This is a genomic window from Rhodopseudomonas boonkerdii, from assembly GCF_021184025.1.
Lineage (GTDB): Bacteria > Pseudomonadota > Alphaproteobacteria > Rhizobiales > Xanthobacteraceae > Tardiphaga > Tardiphaga boonkerdii.
Genome location: NZ_CP036537.1, coordinates 3,978,004 through 4,002,500 on the forward strand (window position 1 = coordinate 3,978,004; position 24,497 = coordinate 4,002,500).

General features: G+C 62.0%; 31 protein-coding genes. 12 read left to right on the top strand and 19 right to left on the bottom strand.

Features of this window, described 5'->3' with window-relative positions:
- Positions 1-200 precede the first annotated feature (200 nt).
- A complete protein-coding gene (locus E0H22_RS18325; RefSeq protein ID WP_233022423.1) occupies positions 201-1,745 on the bottom strand; it encodes an acyl-CoA synthetase in 1,545 nt (514 codons plus the stop codon).
- Positions 1,746-1,909: 164 nt separating this feature from the next.
- Entirely contained in the window at positions 1,910-2,719 is an 810-nt protein-coding gene (locus E0H22_RS18330; protein ID WP_233022424.1) for a crotonase/enoyl-CoA hydratase family protein, read from the bottom strand.
- Between the two features lie 132 nt (positions 2,720-2,851).
- Here E0H22_RS18330 and E0H22_RS18335 point away from each other — a divergent pair, with 132 nt between their 5' ends.
- On the top strand, positions 2,852-3,724 hold the full coding sequence (locus E0H22_RS18335; protein ID WP_233022425.1) for an SDR family oxidoreductase: 873 nt from the start codon (positions 2,852-2,854) through the stop codon (positions 3,722-3,724).
- A gap of 252 nt (positions 3,725-3,976) precedes the next feature.
- Here the strand turns inward: E0H22_RS18335 and E0H22_RS18340 are convergent, their stop codons facing one another.
- A complete protein-coding gene (locus E0H22_RS18340; RefSeq protein WP_233022426.1) occupies positions 3,977-4,393 on the bottom strand; it encodes a hypothetical protein in 417 nt (138 codons plus the stop codon).
- A gap of 129 nt (positions 4,394-4,522) precedes the next feature.
- Here E0H22_RS18340 and E0H22_RS18345 point away from each other — a divergent pair, with 129 nt between their 5' ends.
- From E0H22_RS18345 to E0H22_RS18360, 4 genes are all read left to right on the top strand, one after another.
- Positions 4,523-5,329: an AraC family transcriptional regulator gene (locus tag E0H22_RS18345; RefSeq protein WP_233022427.1), complete on the top strand. Its 807-nt coding sequence runs from the start codon at positions 4,523-4,525 to the stop codon at positions 5,327-5,329.
- A 141-nt stretch (positions 5,330-5,470) separates the two neighbouring features.
- Positions 5,471-7,048, top strand: coding sequence for a fatty acid--CoA ligase (locus E0H22_RS18350; RefSeq protein ID WP_233022428.1), 1,578 nt, complete (start codon positions 5,471-5,473; stop codon positions 7,046-7,048).
- Between the two features lie 136 nt (positions 7,049-7,184).
- A complete protein-coding gene (locus tag E0H22_RS18355) occupies positions 7,185-8,192 on the top strand; it encodes an alpha/beta fold hydrolase (protein WP_233026418.1) in 1,008 nt (335 codons plus the stop codon).
- A 469-nt stretch (positions 8,193-8,661) separates the two neighbouring features.
- A complete protein-coding gene (locus tag E0H22_RS18360) occupies positions 8,662-9,657 on the top strand; it encodes an alpha/beta fold hydrolase (RefSeq protein WP_233022429.1) in 996 nt (331 codons plus the stop codon).
- A gap of 5 nt (positions 9,658-9,662) precedes the next feature.
- Here the strand turns inward: E0H22_RS18360 and E0H22_RS18365 are convergent, their stop codons facing one another.
- The 3 genes from E0H22_RS18365 to E0H22_RS18375 form a co-directional block, all read right to left on the bottom strand.
- Positions 9,663-9,914: a DUF6489 family protein gene (locus tag E0H22_RS18365; protein ID WP_233022430.1), complete on the bottom strand. Its 252-nt coding sequence runs from the start codon at positions 9,912-9,914 to the stop codon at positions 9,663-9,665.
- 285 nt (positions 9,915-10,199) lie between these two features.
- Entirely contained in the window at positions 10,200-11,297 is a 1,098-nt protein-coding gene (gene recA / locus E0H22_RS18370) for a recombinase RecA (RefSeq protein WP_233022431.1), read from the bottom strand.
- Between the two features lie 181 nt (positions 11,298-11,478).
- On the bottom strand, positions 11,479-11,670 hold the full coding sequence (locus E0H22_RS18375) for a hypothetical protein (RefSeq protein ID WP_233022432.1): 192 nt from the start codon (positions 11,668-11,670) through the stop codon (positions 11,479-11,481).
- Between the two features lie 226 nt (positions 11,671-11,896).
- Here E0H22_RS18375 and E0H22_RS18380 point away from each other — a divergent pair, with 226 nt between their 5' ends.
- Positions 11,897-12,328 (top strand): PaaI family thioesterase, encoded by a 432-nt coding sequence (locus tag E0H22_RS18380; RefSeq protein WP_233022433.1) that lies wholly within the window; start codon positions 11,897-11,899, stop codon positions 12,326-12,328.
- Between the two features lie 17 nt (positions 12,329-12,345).
- On the opposite strand, the gene E0H22_RS18385 is transcribed toward E0H22_RS18380, so the two are convergent.
- From E0H22_RS18385 to E0H22_RS18395, 3 genes are all read right to left on the bottom strand, one after another.
- Positions 12,346-12,660 carry a hypothetical protein gene (locus E0H22_RS18385; protein ID WP_233022434.1) on the bottom strand — a complete coding sequence of 105 codons (315 nt, stop codon included), beginning with the start codon at positions 12,658-12,660 and terminating at the stop codon, positions 12,346-12,348.
- A 75-nt stretch (positions 12,661-12,735) separates the two neighbouring features.
- Positions 12,736-13,056 (bottom strand): YnfA family protein, encoded by a 321-nt coding sequence (locus tag E0H22_RS18390; RefSeq protein ID WP_233026419.1) that lies wholly within the window; start codon positions 13,054-13,056, stop codon positions 12,736-12,738.
- Between the two features lie 75 nt (positions 13,057-13,131).
- On the bottom strand, positions 13,132-13,410 hold the full coding sequence (locus E0H22_RS18395) for a hypothetical protein (RefSeq protein WP_233022435.1): 279 nt from the start codon (positions 13,408-13,410) through the stop codon (positions 13,132-13,134).
- 272 nt (positions 13,411-13,682) lie between these two features.
- Between E0H22_RS18395 and E0H22_RS18400 the strand changes: the two genes are divergently transcribed.
- Positions 13,683-13,895, top strand: coding sequence for a DUF6894 family protein (locus E0H22_RS18400; RefSeq protein WP_233022436.1), 213 nt, complete (start codon positions 13,683-13,685; stop codon positions 13,893-13,895).
- Positions 13,896-13,953: 58 nt separating this feature from the next.
- On the opposite strand, the gene E0H22_RS18405 is transcribed toward E0H22_RS18400, so the two are convergent.
- Together E0H22_RS18405 and E0H22_RS18410 are read right to left on the bottom strand one after the other, a co-directional pair.
- The gene (locus tag E0H22_RS18405; RefSeq protein ID WP_233022437.1) at positions 13,954-14,223 is read right to left on the bottom strand and encodes a hypothetical protein; all 270 of its coding nucleotides are present in this window, start codon (positions 14,221-14,223) and stop codon (positions 13,954-13,956) included.
- Between the two features lie 146 nt (positions 14,224-14,369).
- Positions 14,370-14,660, bottom strand: a complete 291-nt coding sequence (locus E0H22_RS18410) for an HdeA/HdeB family chaperone (RefSeq protein WP_233022438.1) — start codon at positions 14,658-14,660, stop codon at positions 14,370-14,372.
- Between the two features lie 251 nt (positions 14,661-14,911).
- Here E0H22_RS18410 and E0H22_RS18415 point away from each other — a divergent pair, with 251 nt between their 5' ends.
- Positions 14,912-15,154, top strand: a complete 243-nt coding sequence (locus tag E0H22_RS18415; RefSeq protein ID WP_233022439.1) for a PilZ domain-containing protein — start codon at positions 14,912-14,914, stop codon at positions 15,152-15,154.
- Positions 15,155-15,213: 59 nt separating this feature from the next.
- Here E0H22_RS18415 and E0H22_RS18420 read toward each other — a convergent pair whose 3' ends face one another.
- The gene (locus E0H22_RS18420; protein ID WP_233022440.1) at positions 15,214-16,713 is read right to left on the bottom strand and encodes a caspase family protein; all 1,500 of its coding nucleotides are present in this window, start codon (positions 16,711-16,713) and stop codon (positions 15,214-15,216) included.
- Positions 16,714-16,875: 162 nt separating this feature from the next.
- Positions 16,876-17,133, bottom strand: coding sequence for a hypothetical protein (locus tag E0H22_RS18425; RefSeq protein WP_233022441.1), 258 nt, complete (start codon positions 17,131-17,133; stop codon positions 16,876-16,878).
- Positions 17,134-17,385: 252 nt separating this feature from the next.
- Here E0H22_RS18425 and E0H22_RS18430 point away from each other — a divergent pair, with 252 nt between their 5' ends.
- A complete protein-coding gene (locus E0H22_RS18430; RefSeq protein WP_430715285.1) occupies positions 17,386-18,546 on the top strand; it encodes a GNAT family N-acetyltransferase in 1,161 nt (386 codons plus the stop codon).
- A gap of 3 nt (positions 18,547-18,549) precedes the next feature.
- On the opposite strand, the gene E0H22_RS18435 is transcribed toward E0H22_RS18430, so the two are convergent.
- Positions 18,550-19,215: a DsbA family oxidoreductase gene (locus tag E0H22_RS18435; RefSeq protein ID WP_233022443.1), complete on the bottom strand. Its 666-nt coding sequence runs from the start codon at positions 19,213-19,215 to the stop codon at positions 18,550-18,552.
- Positions 19,216-19,290: 75 nt separating this feature from the next.
- Positions 19,291-20,103 carry a helix-turn-helix domain-containing protein gene (locus E0H22_RS18440; protein ID WP_233022444.1) on the bottom strand — a complete coding sequence of 271 codons (813 nt, stop codon included), beginning with the start codon at positions 20,101-20,103 and terminating at the stop codon, positions 19,291-19,293.
- A 115-nt stretch (positions 20,104-20,218) separates the two neighbouring features.
- Here E0H22_RS18440 and E0H22_RS18445 point away from each other — a divergent pair, with 115 nt between their 5' ends.
- Entirely contained in the window at positions 20,219-20,617 is a 399-nt protein-coding gene (locus E0H22_RS18445) for a hypothetical protein (RefSeq protein ID WP_233022445.1), read from the top strand.
- A gap of 62 nt (positions 20,618-20,679) precedes the next feature.
- Here the strand turns inward: E0H22_RS18445 and E0H22_RS18450 are convergent, their stop codons facing one another.
- The 3 genes from E0H22_RS18450 to E0H22_RS18460 all read right to left on the bottom strand — a co-directional run bounded on the left by E0H22_RS18450 (position 20,680) and on the right by E0H22_RS18460 (position 22,933).
- Positions 20,680-21,258: a hypothetical protein gene (locus E0H22_RS18450; RefSeq protein WP_233022446.1), complete on the bottom strand. Its 579-nt coding sequence runs from the start codon at positions 21,256-21,258 to the stop codon at positions 20,680-20,682.
- A gap of 160 nt (positions 21,259-21,418) precedes the next feature.
- Positions 21,419-22,066, bottom strand: a complete 648-nt coding sequence (locus tag E0H22_RS18455; protein ID WP_233022447.1) for an SET domain-containing protein — start codon at positions 22,064-22,066, stop codon at positions 21,419-21,421.
- Between the two features lie 144 nt (positions 22,067-22,210).
- On the bottom strand, positions 22,211-22,933 hold the full coding sequence (locus tag E0H22_RS18460; RefSeq protein WP_233022448.1) for a TetR/AcrR family transcriptional regulator: 723 nt from the start codon (positions 22,931-22,933) through the stop codon (positions 22,211-22,213).
- Positions 22,934-23,053: 120 nt separating this feature from the next.
- On the opposite strand from E0H22_RS18460, the gene E0H22_RS18465 reads away from it, so the two are divergent.
- Positions 23,054-23,626 carry a hypothetical protein gene (locus E0H22_RS18465; protein WP_233022449.1) on the top strand — a complete coding sequence of 191 codons (573 nt, stop codon included), beginning with the start codon at positions 23,054-23,056 and terminating at the stop codon, positions 23,624-23,626.
- The gene (locus E0H22_RS18470; RefSeq protein ID WP_233022450.1) at positions 23,623-24,177 is read left to right on the top strand and encodes an inner membrane-spanning protein YciB; all 555 of its coding nucleotides are present in this window, start codon (positions 23,623-23,625) and stop codon (positions 24,175-24,177) included. Before E0H22_RS18465 ends, E0H22_RS18470 begins: the two co-directional genes overlap by 4 nt.
- Positions 24,178-24,181: 4 nt before the next feature.
- Here the strand turns inward: E0H22_RS18470 and E0H22_RS18475 are convergent, their stop codons facing one another.
- Complete coding sequence (locus E0H22_RS18475; protein WP_233022451.1) at positions 24,182-24,478, bottom strand: hypothetical protein; 297 nt, start codon at positions 24,476-24,478, stop codon at positions 24,182-24,184.
- Positions 24,479-24,497: the final 19 nt, after the last annotated feature.

The window sequence follows — 24,497 nt, forward strand, 5'->3', positions numbered from 1 at the left end:
GACTCATAAAGCGGTCGAGGTGGTTTTCGGCTGTTTTTGCTCGGAATAATGCCCGTTCAGCTCAGGATCTCGATTCTCCGTCCCTCATCCTGAGGAGCCGCGTAGCGGCGTCTCGAAGGATGGCCGAAGAGCGCCGAGCCAAGCCATCTCATGGTTCGAGACGAGCGCTATAGCGCGCTCCTCACCATGAGGGGGCGGAGTTAAATCGCCCGCCCTGCTTGCGCCCAATACGGGTCGCGCAGGCGGCGCTTGAAGATCTTGCCGGAATCTTCACGTGGCAGATTGCTCTGGATTTCCATCTGCTTCGGCACCTTGTAGTCGGCCAGCGCCTTCTTCAGCTCGGTGCGAATCGCTGCGAGATCCAGCACCACGCCCGGCTGCGGCTCGATCACGGCCATCAGGCTCTCGCCAAATTCCGCGTCGGGGATACCGAAAACCGCGCAATCGTGCACGCCGGGGAGCGCGTGCAGCGCCGATTCGATCTCTGCCGGATAGATGTTGACACCGCCGGAGATCACCATGTCGCGCTTGCGGTCGCAGATAAAGACGTAACCGTCGGCATCGATGTAACCGACATCGCCTGAGGTGATGAAACCGTCGCGGTCGATCTCGGCGCGCTTTTCCGGCTTGTTGTGATAGGTGAAATCCGGATTACCCGCGATGCGTGAATAGATCTCGCCGACCTCGCCCTGCGGCAAAATCTCCCCGTTGTCGCCGAGAAAGCGCAGCTCGGCACCGGGCGCGATCTTGCCGACGGTGCCGGGCTTCCTCAGCGCGTCCTCGGAATTGGCAAAAGTGACGGCGCCGGATTCCGTGGAGCCATAGAATTCGTAGATCACCGGGCCCCACCAGTCGATCATGGCTGTCTTGACATCGGCCGGGCATGGCGCGGCCGCGTGGATGATATGGCGCAGCGAGGACATGTCGTATTTCTTGCGGACGTCCTCGGGCAGCTTCATCAGGCGGATGAACATGGTCGGGACCATGAAGATCGTGTCGATCTTCTCATCCTGCACGATGCGGAGAAATTCCTCGGCATCGAAGCGCGGCATCATCACAAGCAAACCGTTGAGGCGGCCGGCGCGCAAAGCAAAGGCGTTTGGAGCGGAATGATAGAGCGGACCGGGCAACAGCGCGCGCGAGCCTTCCTTGAGACCATAGACGCGGGCACGCATGGCATCTGCGGATTTCTGCTGATCCGGCGTCGGTGCGAAACGACGGACGCCTTTCGGATGGCCGGTGGTGCCCGAGGTATAGATCATGTTGTGCGGTGCCGGCACCACTGGACCATCGTAAGGCGGTAGCTCGCTGATCCAGCTTTCCATATCGACGGCACCATCGGGCGCGTGAAGCGTCGCAGGATTGACTTTATAGTTCTTCACGATCTCCGGCGGTGTCGCGACCGAGATTGTCGTGATCCCGGCCGGAATCGCATCGCGCAGTTGATGCAGCATATCAGCATGGCTGATCAGGACATTGCTGCCGGAGTCCTTGATCACATAGGTGATTTCCTCCGGCTTGAAGTGCCAGTTCACCGGCACGGCATAGGCGCCCAGCCGCGCCACCGCATAGGCGGCTTCCAGAAACGCGATGTCGTTGCGCATCAAAATGCTGACGCTGTCGCCCTGCTTGACCCCGAGTTTTGCGAGACCCGAGGCAATACGGCTGGCGCGGGCATTGATATCGTCGAACGAGCGCAAACGGTCGCCTGAGATGACACCGTGGCGGAGAGAAGTAGAGGACATGGACGTTTCCGCGTTGTTGTTATTCTTCTTGAAATCTCAGTCCACATGGTGAGGAGGCGCCACTTTGGCGCCGTCTCGAACCATGAGCTGGTAGAGCTCCATCGTCATCCTTCAAGACGAAGCCTGCGGCCGCTCCTCAGGATGGGGGCGGAGTGTGATAGTGGCTAATCCACGAAATTCGGCACTCGCTTCTCGATATTCGCGCGGACCGCTTCGGTCTGGTTCGGCGCCCCCATCAACTTCATCTGCTCGACGGACTCGGCCAGCAGCGCCGGGCCGGGATCGCCCGACAGATTGTTGAGCATGCGTTTGGCCGCGCGGATCGCATCCGGGCTCTTGCCGGCGATCTCGCGCGCCGCCTCCAAAGCTGCCGTGCGCGGATCATCGACGATACGCGTGGCAAGGCCGTAGCTGAGCGCTTCCTGCGCCGAGAAGATGCGACCGGTGTAGGTGAGATCGCGCAGGACATCGTCGCGCACCAGCGAAGCCAGGATCGGCGTGCCGGCCATATCCGGCACCAAGCCCCATTTGATTTCCATGATCGACATGCGTGTGTCCGGCGCAAGGAAGCGCATGTCGGCGCCGAGCGCGACCTGAAAGCCGCCGCCGAAGGCGACCCCATGCACGGCCGCAATCACCGGGACCGGCAGCTGGCGCCACCCCCAGACGGCCTGTTGCGAGTGATTGCAGAGCCCATGGGTGCGGATCGACAAATCGCGCTTCTGGGCACCGCCGATACCGTCACCGCCGCTTTCCTTCATGGCGGCGAATCGTCCCATGTCGAGGCCGGCGCAGAAGGCCCGCCCCTCGCCGGACAACACCACCGCGCGCACTTCCTTTTCACGGCTGAGTCTGTCGGCGGTGTCCACTAAAGCCGCAAACATCGCGGCATCCAGCGCGTTCATCTTGTCCGCGCGGACCATCCGGACATCGGCGACGCCGCCCGTGATGGACACCTGGACGCGATCTTCCATGGGAGGTTTCCTTCCTAGACTTCTTCACGAACACGATGGAACGTGTTCTTGCGCTTTACAGCACCGCTTTTGTGGGGCTTTAGTCAATCAACTAATTAACCCGTCCGCACCCTCTTAAAGCAGGACCCTCCCATGTTCAATCAGCAGCTCCTCGCCGGCCGAAATATCCTCGTGACGGGAGGCGGCACCGGCCTCGGCAAATCCATGGCGGCAAAGTTTCTGCAACTGGGCGCTGAGGTTCATATCTGCGGTCGCCGCAAGAGCGTCTGCGACGAGACCGCCACCGAGCTGATGGCCGAGTTCGGCGGCAAGGTGACCAGCCACGGCGTCGATATTCGCGACAGCGCGGCGGTGGATGCGATGATCGAGGGCATCTGGGCCGACGGCCCCCTCACCGACCTCATCAACAATGCCGCCGGAAATTTCATCTCGAGAACGCAGGACCTCTCGCCGCGCGGTTTCGATGCGGTCGCCAACATCGTCATGCACGGCACGTTCTACGTGACCCACGCCGTGGGCCGCCGCTGGATCGCCGGCAAGACGCGCGGCAATGTGGTGTCGATCACCGTGACCTGGGTGCGCAATGGCAGCCCCTATGTGGTGCCCTCCGCCATGAGCAAGTCGGCGATCCATGCCATGACCATGTCGCTGGCCACCGAATGGGGTCGTTACGGCATCCGCCTCAATACTATTGCGCCGGGAGAAATCCCGACCGAGGGCATGAGCAAGCGCATCAAGCCGGGCGATGAAGCCGGCGCGCGCACCAAGGCGTGGAATCCCATGGGTCGTACCGGCACCATGGAGGAACTGCAGAACCTCGCGGTGTTCCTCATCTCCGGAGGCTGCGACTGGATCAACGGCGAGACCATCGCCATGGACGGCGCGCAGGCGCTCGCCATGGGCGGCAATTTCTATCAGCTGCGCGAATGGTCGGACGCCGACTGGGATGCAGCCAAGGCCAGCATCATGGCGCAGAACGAGAAAGACAAGGCGAAGCGCGGGTAAGCGCGCGCCGTTCTTCAACCAACGCTCCCTCATCCTGAGAGTCTGACTGGAAATGCGGTCTGGGGCGCTTTTCGACTGCTTTTGCTCGGGACAATGCCGCGTTCAACTCAGTATTTCGCTTCTCCGTCCCTCATCCTGAGGAGCCGCGCACCGCGCGGCGTCTCGAAGGATGGATGCGATCACCAACTCATGGTTCGAGACGCGCGCCAAACGGCGCGCTTCTCACCATGAGGGAGCCAGTGTCCATGGCGGTCAACGGGAACGCGCAGCGTCCCGCAACCGCTCCTCGGCGACACGTATCGCTTCCTCCTCTGATGAAACCACGGCCGACTTGATGCCGAAGGCCTTGGTCGCCAAGGCGGACTGCGCCTCGACGAGGACGCGGGTCACCGCATTCGGCTCCACCGCGATGATGGCACGGCAAAGCAGCGCAAGCGTCGCCTTGTTGCGCTTGAGCCAAAGTCCCCTTGCCCTGCGATCTTCATGCGCTTCCTCATGGTGCTGATGACTTGCCATGATCATCACGAAAGGCTGATTGCGGCCGATCAGATCGTCCATCTCGACTTCCCACTGCGACGCGCTTCCCGGCTGGATCTCATCGTGCCGGACCCACACGATCGGGAACGCAGCAACGTCGTGAATGAGAAAGGCACCGTTATCGAGGCTCATCGTCGTCTCCTGACTGTTCGTTGACCTGCATGCGGAGATAGACCCGGCGCTCCAAACCCGTTAACGACATCCGGACGTAAAATAATGAGAACCGGCCATGCTGGAGCGGTTCTGAAAAGGCATGGTGCCATGACCTCGTTCACGGAGCGCATCGACGGGCCATCGGCGATCGCCGTTTGGGGCAGCGACGAGCCCGGCGACGCATTTCGGCTCGGCACCCGCGAGCTGGATTGGCATCACCATCGCCGCGGCCAGCTGTTTTGCATCGAAAGCGGATTGATCCGCCTGCATACGAAACAGGGCTCATGGCTATTGCCGCCGCAACGCATCGGCTGGCTGCCGCCCGGGCTATCTCACAAGGTGACGCTGAGCGGCGTGCTCAGCGGATGGGGCGTGCTGCTGACCCCGGCCGCGAGCAGGACATTGCCGCCGCAGCCTTGCGTCATGGGGGTCAGCGACCTGCTGCGTGCGCTGGTGCGGCGCGCGGCAGGCTGGGCGGGCGTCGACCGGCTGACGCCGGCGCAGACCCGATTGGTCGCGGTGCTGCTCGACGAAATCCGTAGCGCGCCGCAGGAGCCGCTGCATCTGCCGATGCCCACCGAAGCCCGGACGCTGCGCATCGCCAACGCGCTGATCAGGCGACCGAACGACAACCGTACGCTACAGGAATTCGCCGCATGGGCCGGCCTGTCGGAGCGAACCGCACGCCGCATCTTCATGGCCGACACCGGCATGAGTTTTGCCCAATGGCGGCAGCAGGCGCGATTGACGCTGGCGCTGGAGCGCCTCGCCCGCAACGAGCCGGTGGCCGACGTCGCCGAACGGCTCGGCTATGCAACACCGAGCAATTTTATCGCGATGTTCCGTCGCGTCTTTGGCGCACCACCGGCGCGGTATTTTTCGAGACAGCGGGCGACGAGCCGTCGCGTGGGCTAGGTGACGGAGTTTGAGGCACGACGAGCGCCTTGTTACACAAGGTCGCGTCTGCTCATCGCACCGCAGCACCTTTCTTGTCTTGTCAGTTTTCATCGACGCCCTCACACTCCCGGCAATTAAAAAGTCGGAGGGAGGGAGACCATGTCCGTTGCGGAAGCGGCTACGCTGGCCGATGTCATTCGCATTCAGGCCAAGACACGCGGAGACTCGACCGCGCTGGTATTCGAAGGGCGCGAGACCAGTTACGCCGAACTCGATCGCCGCGCCAACCAGGTCGCCAACGGCCTGGCTGCACTGGGCGTCAAGCCGGACGAGCGCATCGCCTATCTCGGCAAGAACAGCGATCTCTTTATCGAACTGCTGCTCGGCGCCGTGAAAGCCAAAGTCGTCACGGCCCCTGTCAACTGGCGCCTGGCCGGCCCGGAGATCGCTTTCATCGTCGATGACGCCAGGGCAGCGGTGCTGTTCGTTGGACCGGAATTTATCGACCTTGTGCGCGGCCTCAAGGATCGGCTTCCGCATGTCCGCACGATCATGACCATGGAAAGCGGCGCACCGGAATGGAGAGATTTCACGGCCTGGCGCGACGCGCAAAGCGACAGCGATCCAAATATCCCGACCACCAAGAACGACGTCTCGATCCAGCTCTACACATCCGGCACCACGGGAAACCCTAAAGGCGCGATGCTGTCGCATCAGAATTTCCTGTCGCTGCTGCGTATCGGCGGCACCGACCAGAATCCGGACTGGAACGTCTGGACGGACACCGACGTCTCGCTGGTGGCGATGCCGATATTCCATATCGGCGGTGTGGGCTGGGCGGTGTTCGGGCTCTACAACGGGGCAAAGAGCGTGATCGCGCGTGAGTTCGATCCGAACAAGGTGCTCGACTTCTTCCGCGACTACGGCATCAGCAAATTGTTCCTGGTGCCGGCGGCAATGCAGTTCATCGTGCGGCAGCCACGGGCGCGCGAGATGAATTTCTCGCAGCTCAAATACATCATGTATGGCGCCTCGCCGATCCCTGCTGCACTTCTAAGGGAATGTATCGCGGTGTTCGGCTGCGGCTTCGTGCAAATGTATGGCATGACCGAAACCACCGGCACCATTGTCGTGCTGGCGCCGGAGGATCACGTCGAGGGGCGCGACTGCATGCGCTCCGCCGGCAAGGCACTGCCGGGTATCGAGATCGCCATTCTCGATCCCGACGGCAAGGAGCTGCCCGTGGGAGAAGTCGGCGAAATCGCGACGCGTTCGGCATCGAACATGATCGGTTACTGGAATCTACCCGACGCCACCGCGCGCACGCTCGACCGCAACAACTGGCTGCGCACCGGCGATGCCGGCTATCTCGACCAGGATGGCTTCCTCTACATTCACGACCGCATCAAGGACATGATCATTTCCGGCGGCGAAAACATCTATCCCGCCGAAGTCGAGAGCGCGATCTGCGATCATCCGGATGTCGCCGAAGTCGCCGTGGTCGGCGTACCCGACGATACATGGGGTGAAGCGGTGAAAGCCGTGGTGGCGCTGAAGCCGGGCAAGGAGATCAACGCAGTCGATATCATTGCCTTCGCCCGTCAACGCATCGCTGCCTTCAAGACGCCAAAGACGGTGGATTTCATCCAGGCGCTGCCACGCAATGCATCGGGAAAAATCCTGCGGCGGCAATTACGGGAGCCGTATTGGGCCGGCAAGGATCGGCAGGTGAATTAACGGCCGGCATCCGCCGGTCGTCATCCCGGGGCGCGCCTAGCGCGAACCCGGGATCCCATCATGAGACTTACCGCACGAGATTCCGGGGGCGCGCTAGGCGCGCCCCGGAATGACGAATTTGATCGCAGGACCAACCATGCTCACCATGCCACCGCTTCAATATGCCGACCTTCCCGGCCTCCGCATGGGTTATTACGACGCCGGGCCGACGTCCGACACGCCGCCGATGATCCTCTGCCACGGCTGGCCTGAACTCGCCTTCTCCTGGCGTCACCAGATCAAGGCCCTCAGCGAAGCCGGCATCCGCGTCATCGCACCGGACCAGCGCGGCTATGGTGCGACCGACAAGCCGGCGGCCGTCGAGGACTACAGTATCGAGCATCTCACGGGCGATCTCGTCGCCCTGCTCGATCATCTGAAGATCGACAACGCAATCTTCGTCGGTCATGACTGGGGTGGTTTCGTCGTCTGGCAGATGCCGCTGCGGCATCCCGAGCGTGTCGCCGGCGTCGTCGGCATCAACACGCCGCATACGGACCGCGCGCCGATCGATCCGATCTCGATCTATCGCAAGCGGTTCGGCGACAGCATGTATATCGTCCAGTTTCAGGACCCCGCGCGCAGGCCTGACGGCATCTTCGCCAATGATGTCCGCCGCACCTTCGACTTCTTCATGCGAAAGCCGCCGCAACGCGCCTCCGGCTTCGATGCATTTTCGGGGAATGAAGAGCCGACCGCCGGTATCGGCGCCGCGCCGAAAACCAATCTCGCGCTGCCCGACATGGTCGCAGCCTATGATCCGGCGCGCGACCATCGCGAACATATCCTCTCCAAAGACGAGATGAAGGTGTTCGTGGATGCCTTCACGGCGTCAGGCTTCACCGGCGGCATCAACTGGTATCGCAATATCAGCGCCAATTGGCGGCGGGCCGACGGCCTCGATCACACCGTACGCGTGCCTTCGCTGATGATCATGGCCGAGAACGACGCGGTGCTACCGCCTTCCGCTGCCGACAGCATGGACAAGATCGTTCCCGATCTCGAAAAGTATCTCGTGAAGGGCAGCGGACACTGGACGCAACAGGAAAAGCCAGACGAGGTCAGCGCCAAACTGATCGAGTGGCAACGCCGACGGTTCGGGTGATCGATCGCAACTTATCCACGCACTCCCTCTCATCCTGAGAGTCTGACTTATAAAGCGGTCTGGGGCGCTTTTCGACTGCTTCTGCTAGGGACGATACCGCGTTCAACTCAGTATCTATCTCACTTCTCCGTCCCTCATCCTGAGGAGCCGCGTAGCGGCGTCTCGAAGGATGGGCCGAAGAGCGCCGAGCCAAGCCATCTCATGGTTCGAGACGCGCGCAAGGGCGCGCTCCTCACCATGAGGGCTTCGTACAGGCGCGCGGCGTCGGGACGACAACCATCTGCACGACGTCACGCCAATTGGGACAATGGAACACTGGCCTTTGTTCGTCACAATCACTGTCACAATCGCCGAAAACACTGTCACAAAAGGCTCTGCGACAACATATCATTAAGTCCCGCGACGATTTGATCGCTCAAGCGGGTGCTTGTAACTTTTTCATTGAGGCTATCCATGTCATACAGATGACATGAACCAGCACGTCCGTCTCCTCCGCGAACAGATCGAAGTCCCGTACCAGCCGCCGCGCATCGCGCGGGCGAACGGGATCGATATTTGTTACGACATCTTCGGCTACAGCGACGCGGAACCCATGGTGATGATCATGGGTCTCGGCGCGCAGCTGATCCATTGGGACGACGATTTCTGCCGCGAACTCGCCGGTCGCGGTTTTCGCGTGATCCGTTTTGACAACCGCGACATCGGCTTGTCATCGAAAATGACGGGCGGCAAGAAGTTCTCCCTCTATGAACTGGCGAAGCTGCGCTTCCTCAACATTCCCCTCGCCGCACCGTACAAGCTGTCCGACATGGCGGCCGATACCGTGGCACTTCTTGACGTCTTACATATCCGCAAAGCGCATGTGGTCGGCGCGTCCATGGGCGGCATGATCGCGCAGGAGATGGCGATCAGCTATCCTGAGCGTCTGCGCTCGCTGACCTCGATCATGTCCACCACCGGCGATCCGCGCCTGCCGCAACCGAGCCGTCAGGTGACGCTGAAACTGCTGCAGCGGCAGCCGGACGGCTATGAGGCCTTCATCGAGCGTTTCAAGCAGACCTGGCTGTTCCTGCGCGTCGGCAGCTTCCCGGATGACGAGGCACGCGACCTCGACCGGGCCGAACGCACTTATGCCCGCGGCCTCAACCCGGAAGGCGTCGGTCGCCAGCTACGCGCCATTCTCGCTTCGGGCAGCCGCAGGGAGCGCCTCGCCCAGGTGACGGCACCGACGCTGGTCATCCATGGCAAAGTCGATCCCCTGGTACACCCGGCCGCCGGCCGCGACACCGCCGCGTCGATCCCGGGCGCCAAACTGATGTTGATCGACCGCATGGGCCATGCACTGCCGATCTCCATGTGGGGCACGGTGATCGATGCCATCTCGCGCCATGCACATGATGCGAGCCTGCAGATGCGTACACCGCCGCTGCGGCAGCATGCGGCCGAGATGCGGCGGACGGGCTGAACCGTCTATTTCTTGTCCTTCGCTGCGCCGCCGAGCCCGGCCATGTTCGCGAACATGTCCTGAAAACGCTCGCCAACCTTCGGGTCAAACGAGAACCAGCTCTGCATGATCGCCTCCGGAGAATACTTGTCCATATTCTCCGTCATCTTTCTCTGCATCTGATCCATCATCGCCGCCTGCATCGGCTGCACATCGGGCAACCCGAGAAATTCGCGTGCCTCAAGCGGCGTGCAGTCCACGGTGACGGTTACCTTCATTGCCAATCCCCCTCATCCGGTCTGCAAATCAATGCGAGCGGACAGTATCGCCGCGGTCGCCGCCGCGATGCAAGCGATGCGCGGTGCAGGGACCCGGCCTCGCAATATCCGGCCGGCGCGGATCCGACCCAAGCTGCAGCTCCAAACGAACAGGGCCCCGCGAACGGGGCCCTCGACGTATGCGACAGGCATTGCGAGGCATCGGCAACAGACCCCCGCAACACACCGCCGCGAACCGATTTTCGCAGCTGATCCGACCCTGCTCGGCAAGGCCGAACGCGCCGATCAATCCTCAGCAGGCTCCGCGTCGTCGCCGTCATCGCTTTCCGGCTTGCCTGCGAGAATCTGCTCGGCGATCAGGCCGGAATTCTGCCGGATCGCCGCTTCGATCTTGGCGGTCATGTCCGGATTGGCGCGCAGAAACGCTTTCGAATTCTCGCGCCCCTGACCGAGACGCTGGCTGTCATAGGAGAACCAGGCGCCTGACTTCTCGACGATGCCGGCCTTGACGCCGAGATCGAGAATCTCGCCCATCTTGGAGACGCCTTCGCCATACATGATGTCGAATTCGACCTGCTTGAACGGCGGAGCCAGCTTGTTCTTGACCACCTTCACGCGGGTCGAGTTGCCGACCACCTCATCGCGCTCCTTGATCGCACCGATACGGCGGATGTCGAGGCGGACCGAGGCGTAGAACTTCAGCGCATTGCCGCCGGTGGTGGTTTCCGGCGAGCCGTACATCACACCGATCTTCATGCGGATCTGGTTGATGAAGATCACCATCGTGTTGGACTTGTTGATCGAGGCGGTCAGCTTGCGCAGCGCCTGGCTCATCAACCGCGCCTGCAGGCCCGGCAGCGCATCGCCCATTTCGCCTTCGAGTTCTGCCCGCGGCACCAGCGCAGCCACCGAGTCGATGATCAGCACGTCCACTGCGCCCGAGCGCACCAGCGTGTCGGCGATTTCCAGCGCCTGCTCGCCATGGTCGGGCTGCGAGATCAGGAGCTCGTCGACATTGACGCCGAGTTTGCGGGCATAGACCGGATCGAGCGCATGTTCGGCGTCCACGAAAGCGCAGATGCCGCCCTTCTTCTGCGCCTCGGCGACGCAATGCAGCGCCAGCGTGGTCTTGCCCGAAGATTCCGGCCCGTAGATCTCGATGATACGTCCCCGCGGCAGGCCGCCGACACCAAGCGCAATGTCCAGGCCGAGGGAGCCCGAGGACACCACCTCGATATCCATCGAGCGGTCGTTCTTGCCGAGCTTCATCACCGAGCCTTTGCCAAACTGGCGCTCGATCTGGGAGAGCGCAGCCGACAGGGCTTTGGACTTGTCCATGGAGGATCCTTCAACGATACGCAAGGCAGTCGGATTGGCGGCCATTGATCTAGCTCCTTATGAAGGGATTCGCGACAGGGACAAACGGAACGGCAGTGCCGCTCGATTGATTCAATGTACCCTATCTGTTCTATGTTCGCAATATGTTCTTGATGAAATCTGGGTACTGGCCGCCCATAATTTGCGGACTTGTCCGGATTGGGCTCGCAGCCCCAGGATCAGGATTTCAGACTTCGGCGGCCGCAGCGGGCAGCGGCAGCTTCGCCAGCTCCGGCGAAATCCCGATCGCATAGACTTCGGCGACCCCAGCCTTGCGCAGACGCTTCAGCTCGGCCACTGCGTGGTCAAGGGTTTCGACGGTACCGTAAAACACCTTCTCCGTCGGCTTATACGGCGTTCCGTAGATGCTGTAGGCCATGGGCGGAAAGCGTCCGGTCGATCTGCTGCTATCAGCCAGTCGTATAGCGGCCCGCAGCGATTTGTCTATCAAAATAGACAACTCCACAAGGAGTTGGGCTGCGGCGCATTCACGCGATCCGATGACCAGCGCAGCGGTTCCGGGCGAAGCCTTTCATTTCCAATGACGCCGGATACGATCTGACGGCATCGTCCCCATTCACCGCTCATCGCCTCAGGACACCCGCATGGACGCCACCACCCGCATCCGCGACAGTTTTGCCAAGCAAGGCCTGATGACCACGCTCGGCGCATCGCTCGGCAACATTGCGCCGGGCGCAGTGGAGATCGTGATGATCCCCTCGCCCGCCATTTCGCAGCAACATGGCTTCGTCCATGCGGGTGCTGTCAGCGCAATCGCCGACAGCGCCGCGGGCTATTCGGCCCTCAGCCTGATGCCCGAAGGCACGGGCGTGCTGACAACCGAATTCAAGATCAATCTGGTCGCGCCGGCCGTGGGCGAGCGTATTGTCGCGCGCGGGCGCGTGGTGAAGCCCGGGCGCACGCTGACGCTCACGCAGTCCGAGGTCTTCGCCATCGGCAATGGTCAGGAGAAGCTGATCGCCCTCCTCACCGCCACGATGATGACCCTCAGGGATCGCGACGGCATCAGCGATTGACACCTGCGCGAGGCGGCTCAGCGCGCGAGTTGGCTCACCAGATCGCAGCTTGCGATGCGATTGACGTCGGCAAGACGTCGCTCGACAGGCGCGGCGAGATCGATGGTCTTGAGCAGTTCGGTCAGTTGCCGGTGCGCGCGTTCAGCGTCCGCAGCCGGCAGCGGCGCTTCGTCATAGGCATCGATATAGGGCGCGACGAGATGGTGCAGCAGCTGACAGAGCGCGCTGTGCTCGGGCGCACGGCTGCTGAGATCGGCGAGCTTTTGCTGGAAGGAACGGAAGCTGTGCAGGCCGTGGTGCTGCTGTTCGAACCATGTGCTGAGATCGTTCATCATAGCCTCTTCAGATTTGTGAAGAAGCTGCGAGCTTTTACACGATCCCGCGCGGAAAGGCCAGCATGTGCCCGGCTAACGCGGTCCGGCGATGATCACCGCAGCGCCGATCAAGCAGATCGCCGCCCCCACAATATCCCAGCGATCCGGACGAAAGCCCTCGGCGAGCCAGAGCCACAACACCGACATCGCAATATAGATACCGCCATAGGTGGCATAGGCTCGGCCCGCAGCTTCGCTTTCGACCAACGTCAGAAGCCACGCGAACACGAGCAACGACGCAACGCCTGGCACCAGTATCCACGCGGACTTGCCGAGCCGCAGCCAGGCCCAAAAGGCGAAGCAGCCAACGATTTCGGCTAGAGCAGCGCCGATGAAAACCGAAGCCGTTCGCATAGGTCCTGCTTGTTGCCTGTCGTTTGTTTCAATGCGCATGACATAGCGGCCGATGGCCGGCAAAGGCAACCGACCTTATCCGCTCTTCGTTGCACGCCGCAGCACAAACAGATGCGATACAAGAAGCGTTACCGACACGACCGCTACGCCGATGTCAGCACCGTGCACGCGATGGGGCATCCAGGTCGTCGCGGCCCAGATTATCGCGCGGATCCCGAGCGCGAGGGCAATCAGCGCCCACAGGCCTATTGGTTTCGGCGCGAACCATGTTGGCTTGCCGTCGAAGCCCCACTGCATCGCGATACGGTGCCGCGCGATCCGCGGCGCAGAATAGAGACTGCTCGCGATCATCATGATGGACGCCAACCAGAATATATAGTCCGCCATCATCGTTCCCCCGCCAGACCGGCCTCAGCCTCAGGGCCAAGCTGATGATCGCCACATGCGATCGGCGTGTTCCACAACAGGCACCACACGGGACATCGCTCAAAAAAACCGTATATTCGCCGCAAATTTTGCACGATTTTTGTCGACGCGCGGAACGACTTGGGTTAGCGGTACCATTGTCCTACGGCAACCCAGATGCTGGCGAACAACGCGACGCGTCGCAGACGTGGTGATCTCCATTGCCGCTCTTCTATTTTCACATCATCTCCGAGGATACCTTTCTCGACGAGGAGGGCACCAGCTTCGAGTCCGAGCAGGATGCGATGAAGCATGCGCGCGAACTCGCCGCGGAACTGGTCCGAAGCACGGGCGTCGTGAAGGGCGCGATCGTCGTGGAGAACGACGACGCTGGCGGCATGTTCGAAGTGCCACTCTCCTCGTGGAACAATTGATCACCGGCGCCCGCGTCACGCGGTAGCACAGGCCCGGTACACCCCTTCCCGAGAGGATCTATTGCGCAGCGCTGCCTGTCTTGGTGCGCGACTGCTTGGCCGGGGCAGCAGCCTTCGGCGCATCGCTGCGGACATTGCCCCAAGGATCGACCGAGCCCTTGTTATCGGGAATCTGCTTCAGGGAGTCGCGATAGGCCTTTTGCCGGATCGCGTCCTGCTCCTTCTCCTCCGGAGTCATGGTTTTCACCTCCGGCATCAGATTCATCATCTGCGCCGAGGCGGGTCCGGTCAGTAGCGCGAGCATCAGGGCGACGCTGAGCAGTCTCATGATTAAAGGCTCCCTCCAATACGGAGCTCTTATACCATCGGTCTCTCATGCGCGCCAACCGCTCGCCGGCAACACAGCCCCACCCGCCCTGCACGGGCGGACATGTCCGGACATCGAGACGCGGAGACATCCGACCTGTCACGCGACTACTTGCCCAGAATCTTCTCGGCCGCGGTGACGATGCTGACGCCCGGATTGGTGGCGCAATAGGCGCCGAACTTCTTGGCGTTTTCTACGAACACATCTGTATCGATCAGCGCATCGTCGGAGTCGCCCTTGTACCAGCCATCGATCCAGGTCAGCACCATCTGGATCTCGTCGGGCTTGGATTCGACGAACTGCTTGCACGACATGGTGGCGAGATCGATGGTCACGGCCCTGGCAGGCATGCTGACAAATACGATCATGGACGCAAGCAATACGCGGGCAGTCTTCATCGCGATCCCCTCCCCGGGAAAACGAACGCCAGCGGCCTGCGATTGCGGGCACTGCACACGGCATTCGCTGCCGACGCTAGCATCGCCCGGCCCGGCACGATCTGAAGTTTCCCTGAAACTTTGCCGGTAATTGTCTGCCAGACCTTCAGGAAGTGTAAACGGAGGGGTCCGGATCTCTGCGATCGGCTTCAACGACTGGCAAGGCGATGTAGCTATATGTCTCGTATGGAGACGACACGGGGCAACGGGCCATGATCGAGCGACGGCGACATCCGCGCCAGCGGGTTCTGAAACGGGGTGTACTGACGTTCAACGGCGGCGGCGGCATCGATTGCACCGTCCGCAACATGTCGGCCTCCGGTGCACGTGTCGAGGTGGCGAGCCCGATCGGCGTTCCCCAACACTTTCATCTCGTGATTGAGGCGGATCAGTTCATCCGCCGTGGCCGGCCGGTCTGGAGCAGCGAACGCCAGATCGGAATCGCCTTCGACTAGCGTATGATCCCGAAAAGCGGCAACCGGTTTCGGACGGAGATCATGCTCCGATAAAAACGCTAGTAGCGCCTACCGCTGTTATAGCCACCGCCGTAGCCGCCACCGCGGCTGTAACCACCGCCATATCCGCCGCCATAGAAGCGCGGAGGCGGTGCATAATAGACGGTCGGCGGACGCCGCACCACGATCTCCTCTTCCTCGATGACCTCCCCGCGGCGGCGTGGCGGGGAGCGGTCGGCACGCTTCTTCGTTCTATCGGCCTGGGCGGGCTTCTCGGCCTTCTTGGAGGCGGCAGCGGGCGGGGCATTGCATGGACAGGTCGGCGCGGAGACCGGCGTCGCCAGTGCCGCGACATTAGTCAGCGCGGCGGCAGCCGGCGTCGGGACCGGCTTGTTACGCACACGCGCCATCAGGTTTCGCGCCGTCTCCGCCTGTTCGCTATCGGGAAACTTGACGAGGAAGGCTTCATAAGAAGCCACCGTGTTGGTGATCACAGCGATATTCCAGGCGACCATCCGATAGTGGCGGTCGAGCCAGTCCCGCGCCTCCGGTCCGAAAGGCGGCGCAGCATAGAGGCTGACGAAGGCTTCATAGGCTTCCACCGAACCGTCGAACACGATCATGTCGTGCGCTTCCCGGATCGGCTTGCCTGTCAATTCCTTCTTCCACTCCTCCGCCGAGCGCTTCCTGACAGCAGCCCGGGCATCGTCGGCAGCGGTGCCACTGCGGGCCGCGACCTCGACGCCCGCCTTCGTTTCCGGCCCAGCATCGCTGGCTGGCGGCTTGATGTCCGCGCCGGCGCCGAAGAAGCGGAAATCATTCACCAGCGACGAACTCTCCCATGGGGTCTGCCGCCCTTCGGTCGCCAGATTCACCGCGAGCCGTACCTTCTTGAACGCTTCCTCGATGGGAATGCCTGGCTCACGGCCCGCTTTCAGCAACGCCGTCGTATAGGGGCTGTTGGCGCCGGTTCCATCCTCGGCTTCGGCGCCGGGCGCGGTGGAGAACGACAGCAGCGTGCCGGGAGCCCCGAATTTCACGTCCACATGAGCCAAACCGCGCGGCGCCTTGCTGATGGCAGGGAACGGATTGTTGCGGCAGGCATCGAGCAGGATGATGCGGCTCTTGCTCGGCAATGCGTTCAGCGTATTGAGGATGTCGTTGAGGCGCACGCCCTGCAGCGTGACATCGATCTCGCGTTTGGGATCGATATCCACCGGCATCAGAAAATTCTCGCCATCGACCTGAACGCCATGGCCGGCATAGAACACCAGCGACGTGGTGTCCGCCCCCTTGGCGGCGACGGTGGCAGCGAATTCGCTGATCTTCGCGCGCAGATCGTTCTGCGACAGGTCGGAGGCCGACTGCACTTCGAAGCCGGCATCGGTCAGCATCGCCGCCATCGCCCTGGCGTCGTTGGCGGGGTTCGGCAACGGCGTCACCGCCTTGTAGGCGGATTGCCCGATCACAAGCGCCACCCGGCTTTCCGCGAAAGCCGCAGAACCGCCGAACAGCACGGCAGCGGCGATGAGCGCGTGGCGAACGACAAGACCCATCATCGAACGACCTCCCGGCCGGGCTGCGTGACGGATCAGCCCCGCCCGACTGCAAGTGACATCAGGCAGCGTCTTCGCCAGCAATGCGACAGGCTGCCACGACTTGCATTTGGTCGCGATTGGGATCGGGACGGTTCATGGCGAACCGCCCACGGCCAGGACGGGTTATTTCTTCTTGGCGGCTGCGGCCGGCGCCGGTGTCTGAGCCGGCGCAACGCCGCCCCACGGATCGTATTTCTGTTTGGCGTCGGGGATCCGCTCCAGCGCAGCCTTGTAGGCCTTTTCGTCGGGCTTAGGCTTTTCGGGCGGGTTGGCATGCGGGCTTTTTTCTTCGCCGCCACCGCGCCGTTGTGCCGATGCCGGCGTCGCAACCGAGGTCGCAATCAGGGCCAGGGCAGTTGCTGCCAGAACGAGTGCTTTCATGAGAGATCCTCCATGTCCTTGATAGCGCGGCGCCCACGTCATTTTCCAGCCCCCCCGGTCAGCCGCGTTGCGCCCCTCGCGCCTTTGCATGGCTTGCTACCCTTGAAATCACGACATTTTTCGGGACGGATTGGTGAACAAGGGGTTTGTGAAACAGCTTGCATTGCGTGCCGGCGAAAACCAGATCTTGGCATGTTTGGTCTATCGTCCCTCTCTCGAGGGGAAACGGACGTGGTCGATCTCACCGATTTCATGGCTGGTCGCAGCGAGGGAGCGGAGGTGCAGGCGCACTCGCCCACGGCCCCGTTGGCTGCGCCGGCGAAACTGACAGCGATCCCGGTCGATGCCTGGCGCGCGCTGCAGGCACGCGCCATCGAGCCCAATGGCTATTACCTCGCCGATTGGGAACTGGCGGTGAGCGGCTCGGCGGAAGGCCTGACCGATGTCTCGGCGCTGACGGCCTGGAGCGACGGCAACCTGATCGGCCTGCTCCCCGTGGTCTCTCTCCGCCGCGCCCATCGGTTGCCGCTGCCGGTGCTGGTCAATGCCGATGCCTATGGCACGCTCTCGACGCCGCTGTTCGACCGTCATGCAGCGCATGAAGCAGCAACCACCCTGTTCGCCCAGGCCCGCCAGAGCGGCGCCCGCGCGATCGTTCTTCACAATATCTCGCTGGAAGGCCCGGCGATGGCGGCAATGCGCGATGTGCTGGCCGAAGAAGGCATATCGCTGCGCATCATCGCCTCCCATGTCCGCGCCGGTCTCGATGCGACCCAGGATGCCGAACAGGCGCTACGCGACGGGCTGGGGGCCAAAAAGCTGAAGGAGCTGCGCCGCCAGCGTAATCGCCTCGCCGAACATGGCGCGGTCACGTTCCATGTCGCCCATACGCCGGCCGAAATCGCCGCTGCGCTGGATATGTTTCTCGTCCTGGAAGCCAGCGGCTGGAAGGGCAAACGTGGCACCGCGCTGCAGCAGCGGGCCGGAGACAAAGCCTTCATCCGCCGGGCTACCGATGCCCTCGCCGCCCGCGGCCAGTGCGAGATCGTAACACTGAAGGTCGGCAACGCCCCGGTGGCGTCGGGCGTCATGATCCGTCACCTCGATCGCGCCTACTATTTCAAAATCGGGATCGACGAGCGTTTTGCAAAATTCTCGCCGGGCGTTCAGCTCACACTCGACGTGACTCGACATCTATGTGCCGACCCCGCCATTGCTTCCGCGGATTCCACGGCCGCGCCGGGGCATCCGATGATCGATCCGATCTGGCGCGAACGTCTCGCGATCGGTGATGTGGTGCTGCCCTTGCACAGGAACGATCCAGTGGCGGCGCTAACCTACACAGCGCTGTTGTTGCGGCATCGCGCGCGCGAACAGGCGAAACAGATCGTGCGTCGCCTGCGCGGACGCTAGCTGCTATTCCGCCGCCTCCGCATTGATCTCTGCGGAAATCTGCCGGATCGCCCGTGCGAGCTTGTCCGGATCCTGCGCGCCCGACACCGCATACTTCTGAGCAAACACATAAGTCGGCACGCCGGAAATGCCTTTGTCGGACGCTTCCTTCGCCTGTGCGGAGATGCGCTCGACATCCTCGTCCGTCGCCAGACGGCGGCGGACATCGTCGGCATCGAGCCCGATATCGGCTGCGGCCTGAACCAGCGTCTCGGTCTGGGTGAGATCTCCGCCATCGCGGAAATACAATTCCATCAGCTTCTGCTTCATCTCGGCCGATTTGCCGATCGCATCCGCCCACAGGATCAGACGATGGCAATCCGTGGTGTTGGGCTGGCGTTTCACCGAATCCGGCTTGTAGCTCAGCCCCTCCTCGTCCGCCGCGGCGACGACGCGTTGGGCAATGCCCTTATAGGCGTCCACCGAACCGAACTTGGTCTCGAGATAGGTGGAGCGGTCGATGCCCTCGGGCGGGATCCAGGGATTGAGGAAGAACGGACGCCAGTTCACATGAACGGGAATATCGGACGCCAGCGCCATCGCATTCTCGATGCGGCGCTTGCCGATATAGCACCACGGGCAGACCACGTCGGAGACGATATCGATCTGAAGCGGCTTGATGGCGCTCATAGCGTCCTCCCTGCGGTCTTGGTTGACCACAAATAGGCTGCATAGGTCCATGCGGCAAGGCCGGGAGCCCCGCTCCTACACCGCGCCGGCCAACTCCCGCAATTTTTGCGTGGTCGCGGCATCGGCTGGGAAAAACGTTTCGATGGCGATCTCGGCGAGCGTGATATCCAGTGGCGTACCGAACGTCATGGTGGTGGACATGAAGCTCAGCACATCGTCGCCATGCTTCATTCGAAATGGCACCACGACACTGTCCGCGGCGATCGGCGCCGAGCGCGATGGCACCGGATAGGCCTTCAGCTCCTGATAGAGCTTGATCAGTTCGGGATCGGCCGTCGTCTCGCATTGCCTGTGCAACCGCTCGAGCAGATGCGCGCACCACTCGCCGAGATTGATCGTGCGTGCCGCGAGCCCCTGCGGATGGAAACTCAGCCGCAGCACATTGAGCGGCGGGGCCAGTAGTTCAGCGGGGATGCCGGTGAGCAGCGGCATCACCATGGCATTGGCTGAAACCAGATTCCAGTGCCGGTCCACAGCCAGCGCCGGGTGCGGCTCATGGGCTTTGAGTACCATATCGATAGCCTGCCGTGCGGATGCGAGCGCCGGATCGTCCAGCTTGCGTTGCGGGAAGGCAGGTGCAAAGCCGGCAGCGACCAGCAGCACATTGCGCTCCCGCAGCGGTACATCCAATCGTTCGGCAAGGCGCAGCACCATGTCACGCGACGGCGCTGCACGGCCGGTTTCGACGAAACTGAGATGGCGCGTGGAAATCTCCGCATCGCCGGCAAGATCGAGCTGGCTGAGACGGCGGCGCTGACGCCATTCGCGCAAGTGGTCGCCGATGGCCATGGGACGGCTGGGAGCCGGAGTTGCAAGCTGTGTGGTCATGGCAAAAAGCTAACATGCAGCTTTTCGTGCTTCCATGACCTGCGAGGTAATCGATTTGCCTCCACGGGGCGGACATCTTCGGGACGTCGCAACCGATCACCTGAGGAGAACGACCATGATCAACCCGTCCCTGCTGCTCCGCCGCGCCATCCAGATCGACGCCGTCGTCAGCGGCGCCATGGCCCTGCTGCTGACTTTCGCCGCCGGCATGCTGGCGCCGCTGCTGCAACTGCCCGAGGCTTTGCTGCTGGAATCCGGCCTGTTCCTGATCGCCTATGTGGCACTGATCGGCTGGCTCGGACTGCGGGCCACCATGCCGAGGCTGCTGGTGCTGGCCGTCATCATCGGCAATGCCGCCTGGACGCTCGGCAGCATCGGACTGCTGTTCTCCGGTGCGGTGAGTCCGAACCTGCTCGGCCAGCTGTTCATCGCGGCGCAGGCGATTGCGGTGGGAGTCTTCGCGGAACTGCAGTTCGTGGGATTGCGCAAGAGCAGCACCGCGCAGGTGGCGTGAGCGGGAAGCGATAGACACAGGACGATCTCTTGCTCTCTTCCCGTGCAAACCGCGGGAAGAGATTAAGATCGCCTCGCTGCGAACGGATCTACAGCCCATGCCTCGCCGTCCCTGAGCCACGGGCGACTGAGTTCGATCCACGCCGCAAGGGGCAGCAATCTAAGACCATATGGTTCGGCCCAGCCTTGCGATTCCGAAACGAATGCCGCGCCATCATCCGGACGGCGCGTCACCTGCACCACATGAGTGATGCCGCGCGGGCGGGGATGGTTTGCCGCCCACGCCCCGCCACCCTGGCGCAACCCGATCAACGCGAATCTCGGAAGGCTTTGCACGGTGATCTCGTCGCCACCGAGGATCAAACCAGATCGCGTCTGAATGACATCGATCATACGGTCAGACCATGTGCGGATGCTGGCACGCTCATCAGCGTTAAAAATCTCACGCTGCGTCACCTCGTTCACCGCGTCCATTGCCGATGTGATCAGGAGGGCAGCCCAGCCGGAACAATCAATGACGGGGTTCGCGAATGACAGCCCCTCAGCTTTGATGGCGCCTTGGTAGCCGACACGTCCGGTGTATTTCTCAACCAGAGTCCACATCGCGGAAGCGATGATCGTTTCGTCGGCGAATTGTCTCACGCAGCCATCTCCCGCTAGGGCGCTCTCCTTCACCTTTCTGAGCTAAGGAGAGGTCGAGCAGCATAGCAAGGCGAGCCGATTGGATAGGAGGACCCGACCGGTCTCATAATTCTCCGCATCCGCGCGCAACTTCTCCCCGGTGGGCGCGATACAAAGAGCCTTACGCCTTCTTTGCCTTAGCTTTCTTCGCTTTGGCCTTCTTGCCAACGGTCCTTTTTCCGGCCTTGGCCGTCTTAGTCACCTGCGCCGTCTTCTTCAGCGCCTTCTTGGCGTCAGCCTTCTTCGCCTTCGCCTTGTCCTTCTTGCGCTTGGCTTTCTCGGCCTGCTTGGCTTCCTTGCGCTCGGCCTTTTCCTTGGCCTTCGCCTTCTCGGCACGGAGCTTGGCGCGTTTCTTCTTGCGCTTCGCCTCGCAGCCGTCGCATTTGCAGCCGATCGGCTTCAGATATTCTTTGAAATACTCGGTGCCGTAGTCGTAGCTGATCTCCTCGCCCGGCTCGATCTTCTTGATCGAGCGGATGATGATCTTCTTCTTCGCCGGGTTGACGTCCGACTCGGCGTTAGGCTTGCAGGAATGATTGATGTAGCGCGCGACGTTCTTTCGGATCGAGCCATCCACGGTCCAGCGCTTGCTGATCTGGAACAGATATTTGTTCTCGATCGCATCGTGCTTCTCGTTCTTCGAATCCAGCAGCGGACCGAAATAGCGGATGATCTTCACGCCCTTCTTGATCGGCTGGGTGGCGAACAGGCCGAGACCTGTTTTCGAGCGACCGATGCGATAGGGCTTGTTGACGAGGGAAGCTGGCATGAGGCAGGAACTGGCACGACTGAAGGACTGATCTCATCTTCTAGATCGATTCCGCTCCCCGTGCCAGCGGCGCACCGGCCACAGGCTGCGCATATTCGCAGCGTCATGCGCGATCCACGCATCGGCTTGCAGAGGTTCCGAACGCTATTGTGGCGGCCGCAAACCGGTTTTCAGCGCCTCGACGAACAGCACTTCCGCATCAGGCCTGCCCGGCAGGCGATCGAGCATGTAATCAAGCCGCCCAGCCAGCACGAGCATGGCGAAGCCATGGGCCAACGACCAGGTGCGCGCGATCTGTGCCGCCTGCTCCATTGACAGGGCATCGGTTGCAATATCGCCGGAATGCGCGATGCCCACGACCTGGGCAAGGCCTGCAAAGGAGATATTGCTCGCTTCCTTGAGTGCCGGGCGGTTCATGTCGAGCCGTTCGGTGCGAAACATCAGCTGATACATGCCGGGCTGTGCACGCGCATAGGCAAGATAGGCCCGCGCCCGGGCCAGCGCTCTTTCAACCGGCGTAGCGCCGGTGGCGCTGGCCGCCGTGAGCGCCGCGTTGAAATTTCGAAAACCGACCGCGGCGAGTTCGCTGAGCAGGCCCGTCAGATCGCCGAAGTGATGGGTCGGCGCTGCATGTGAAACACCGGCTTCGCGGGCGACCGCGCGGAGCGTCAGCCCAGGCAGCGAATCCCGCTCCAACACGGTTTGCGCGGCTTTCAGCAGCGCGTCGTGTAAGTCGCCGTGATGATAGGGAGATTCCGCTCCGGACGACTTTTGGGGCGATTTTCCAGCTTGCGGCTTCCCAGTGGCAGGCTTGCGGCGGACCTGTGGCGGCCGCCGCACGGCCCTGATGCGAGATGTCTTTGCCATGACCGTTTATAGGCGGTCATTTTGACAGTGTAAAGATTTTGCTTGACGCTTCGGGATTGCGGGCCTAAACGCATCTTTACGTCGTAAAGATATCGCCGGCAAAGCCGATCGGAAAATCCGATGACCGCCTTTCTCATCCTTGCTCCGTTCGGCACCTTCGCCCTGCTCTTGCTGGTCGCGTCAGCGACCGTGAGCCTGTTCACGGCCGCGGCGCTGGCGCTCGGCGTCGTCATCTGGGACGTCGCCCGCGGCGGTTCGGTCAAGATGCTGGCGGCCGGATCGGTGCTGCTGTTCACCGCCATCGGCTGCTACGTCACGCTGATCGACGGCAACTGGAGTCGAACGGCCCTGCATCTCGCGGTCGATCTCGGCGTGCTGGCGATCGCATTATTGTCGCTCGCGATCCGCGCGCCCTTCACGTTGCAGTATGCCCGCGAGCAGGTGGATATCGAAACCACGAAACTGCCGGGCTTTCTTGCGACGAATTACGTCATCACCTGGGCCTGGACCTTCGCCTTCGTGGCGATGCTGCTGGCGGACATGCTGGTGATCTTCGTGCCGGGTATCCCGCTCTGGATCGGCTTCGCCATTGCCTTCGCAGCCCGCAACGCGGCGCTGTATTTCACAAAATGGTACCCGCAGTATCGGCGCGGGAAAGACGTTGCCGTGAAACTCTCTGGAGACCTGCGATGAAGGACGTGTTCGCCAAGCTCGGTCAGGACTTCTTTTCCACCATTCTTTTCCTGGTGCTCTATCTGATCACCGGCGATGTCGTGCTGGCGACCTGCGTCGCGATCGCCGGCGCCATCGCGCAATTCGTCCGCGCACGCATCAAGGGCGAGAGGCTGGATGCGATGACCTATGCCAGCTTCGGGCTGGTGGTCGTGCTCGGCGGCGCGACATTGCTCACCAACGACCCGCGCTTCGTGCTTGCCAAGCCGAGCATCGGCCATTTCGCCATCGGCGCCATCATGCTGCGCAAAGGCTGGGCATTGCGCTATGTGCCGCCGATCGTGAAGGATACCATTCCGGACGGTGTGGTGATCGCCGGCTATGCCTGGGCCGCGCTGATGTTCGCGCTGGGCGCCGGTACTATCGGAGTCGCGTTGAGCGGCGATATGAAGCTTTGGGCGTTTTACGTGACTGTGGTGCTCACCGGCGCCAAAGTGGCGGCTTTTGTGATCCAATACGTGGTCTTCCGCGTGCTGGTCACGCGTCGCCTGCGCGCCGCAGCGGCGGCGTGAGGCGTTAGAGGTACTGATAGAACATCACACCATTGATCGCGCTTGCTGCAGCGAGCAGCGCCACCACGGTCATGTTCATCCTCAGAGCATCGATCATGGCCCGCCTCGAATCTCGGATCGTTTCAAGGACCAATTGAAACAGGGCGAGCCGAGTCGTCACCGCTTTTCTTTTTTCCGCACAGGCTTGCGGGTTCGGGCAGAATCGAGTCCCGCAGATCATGGTTAACTGGACGCATGCGACTGCGTCGCTGAGTCGGATCTTGTCGAGCCGGATTCGTCGGCCAGCCAGCACGATATTCATCGAATCCCAAAGCAGCCGA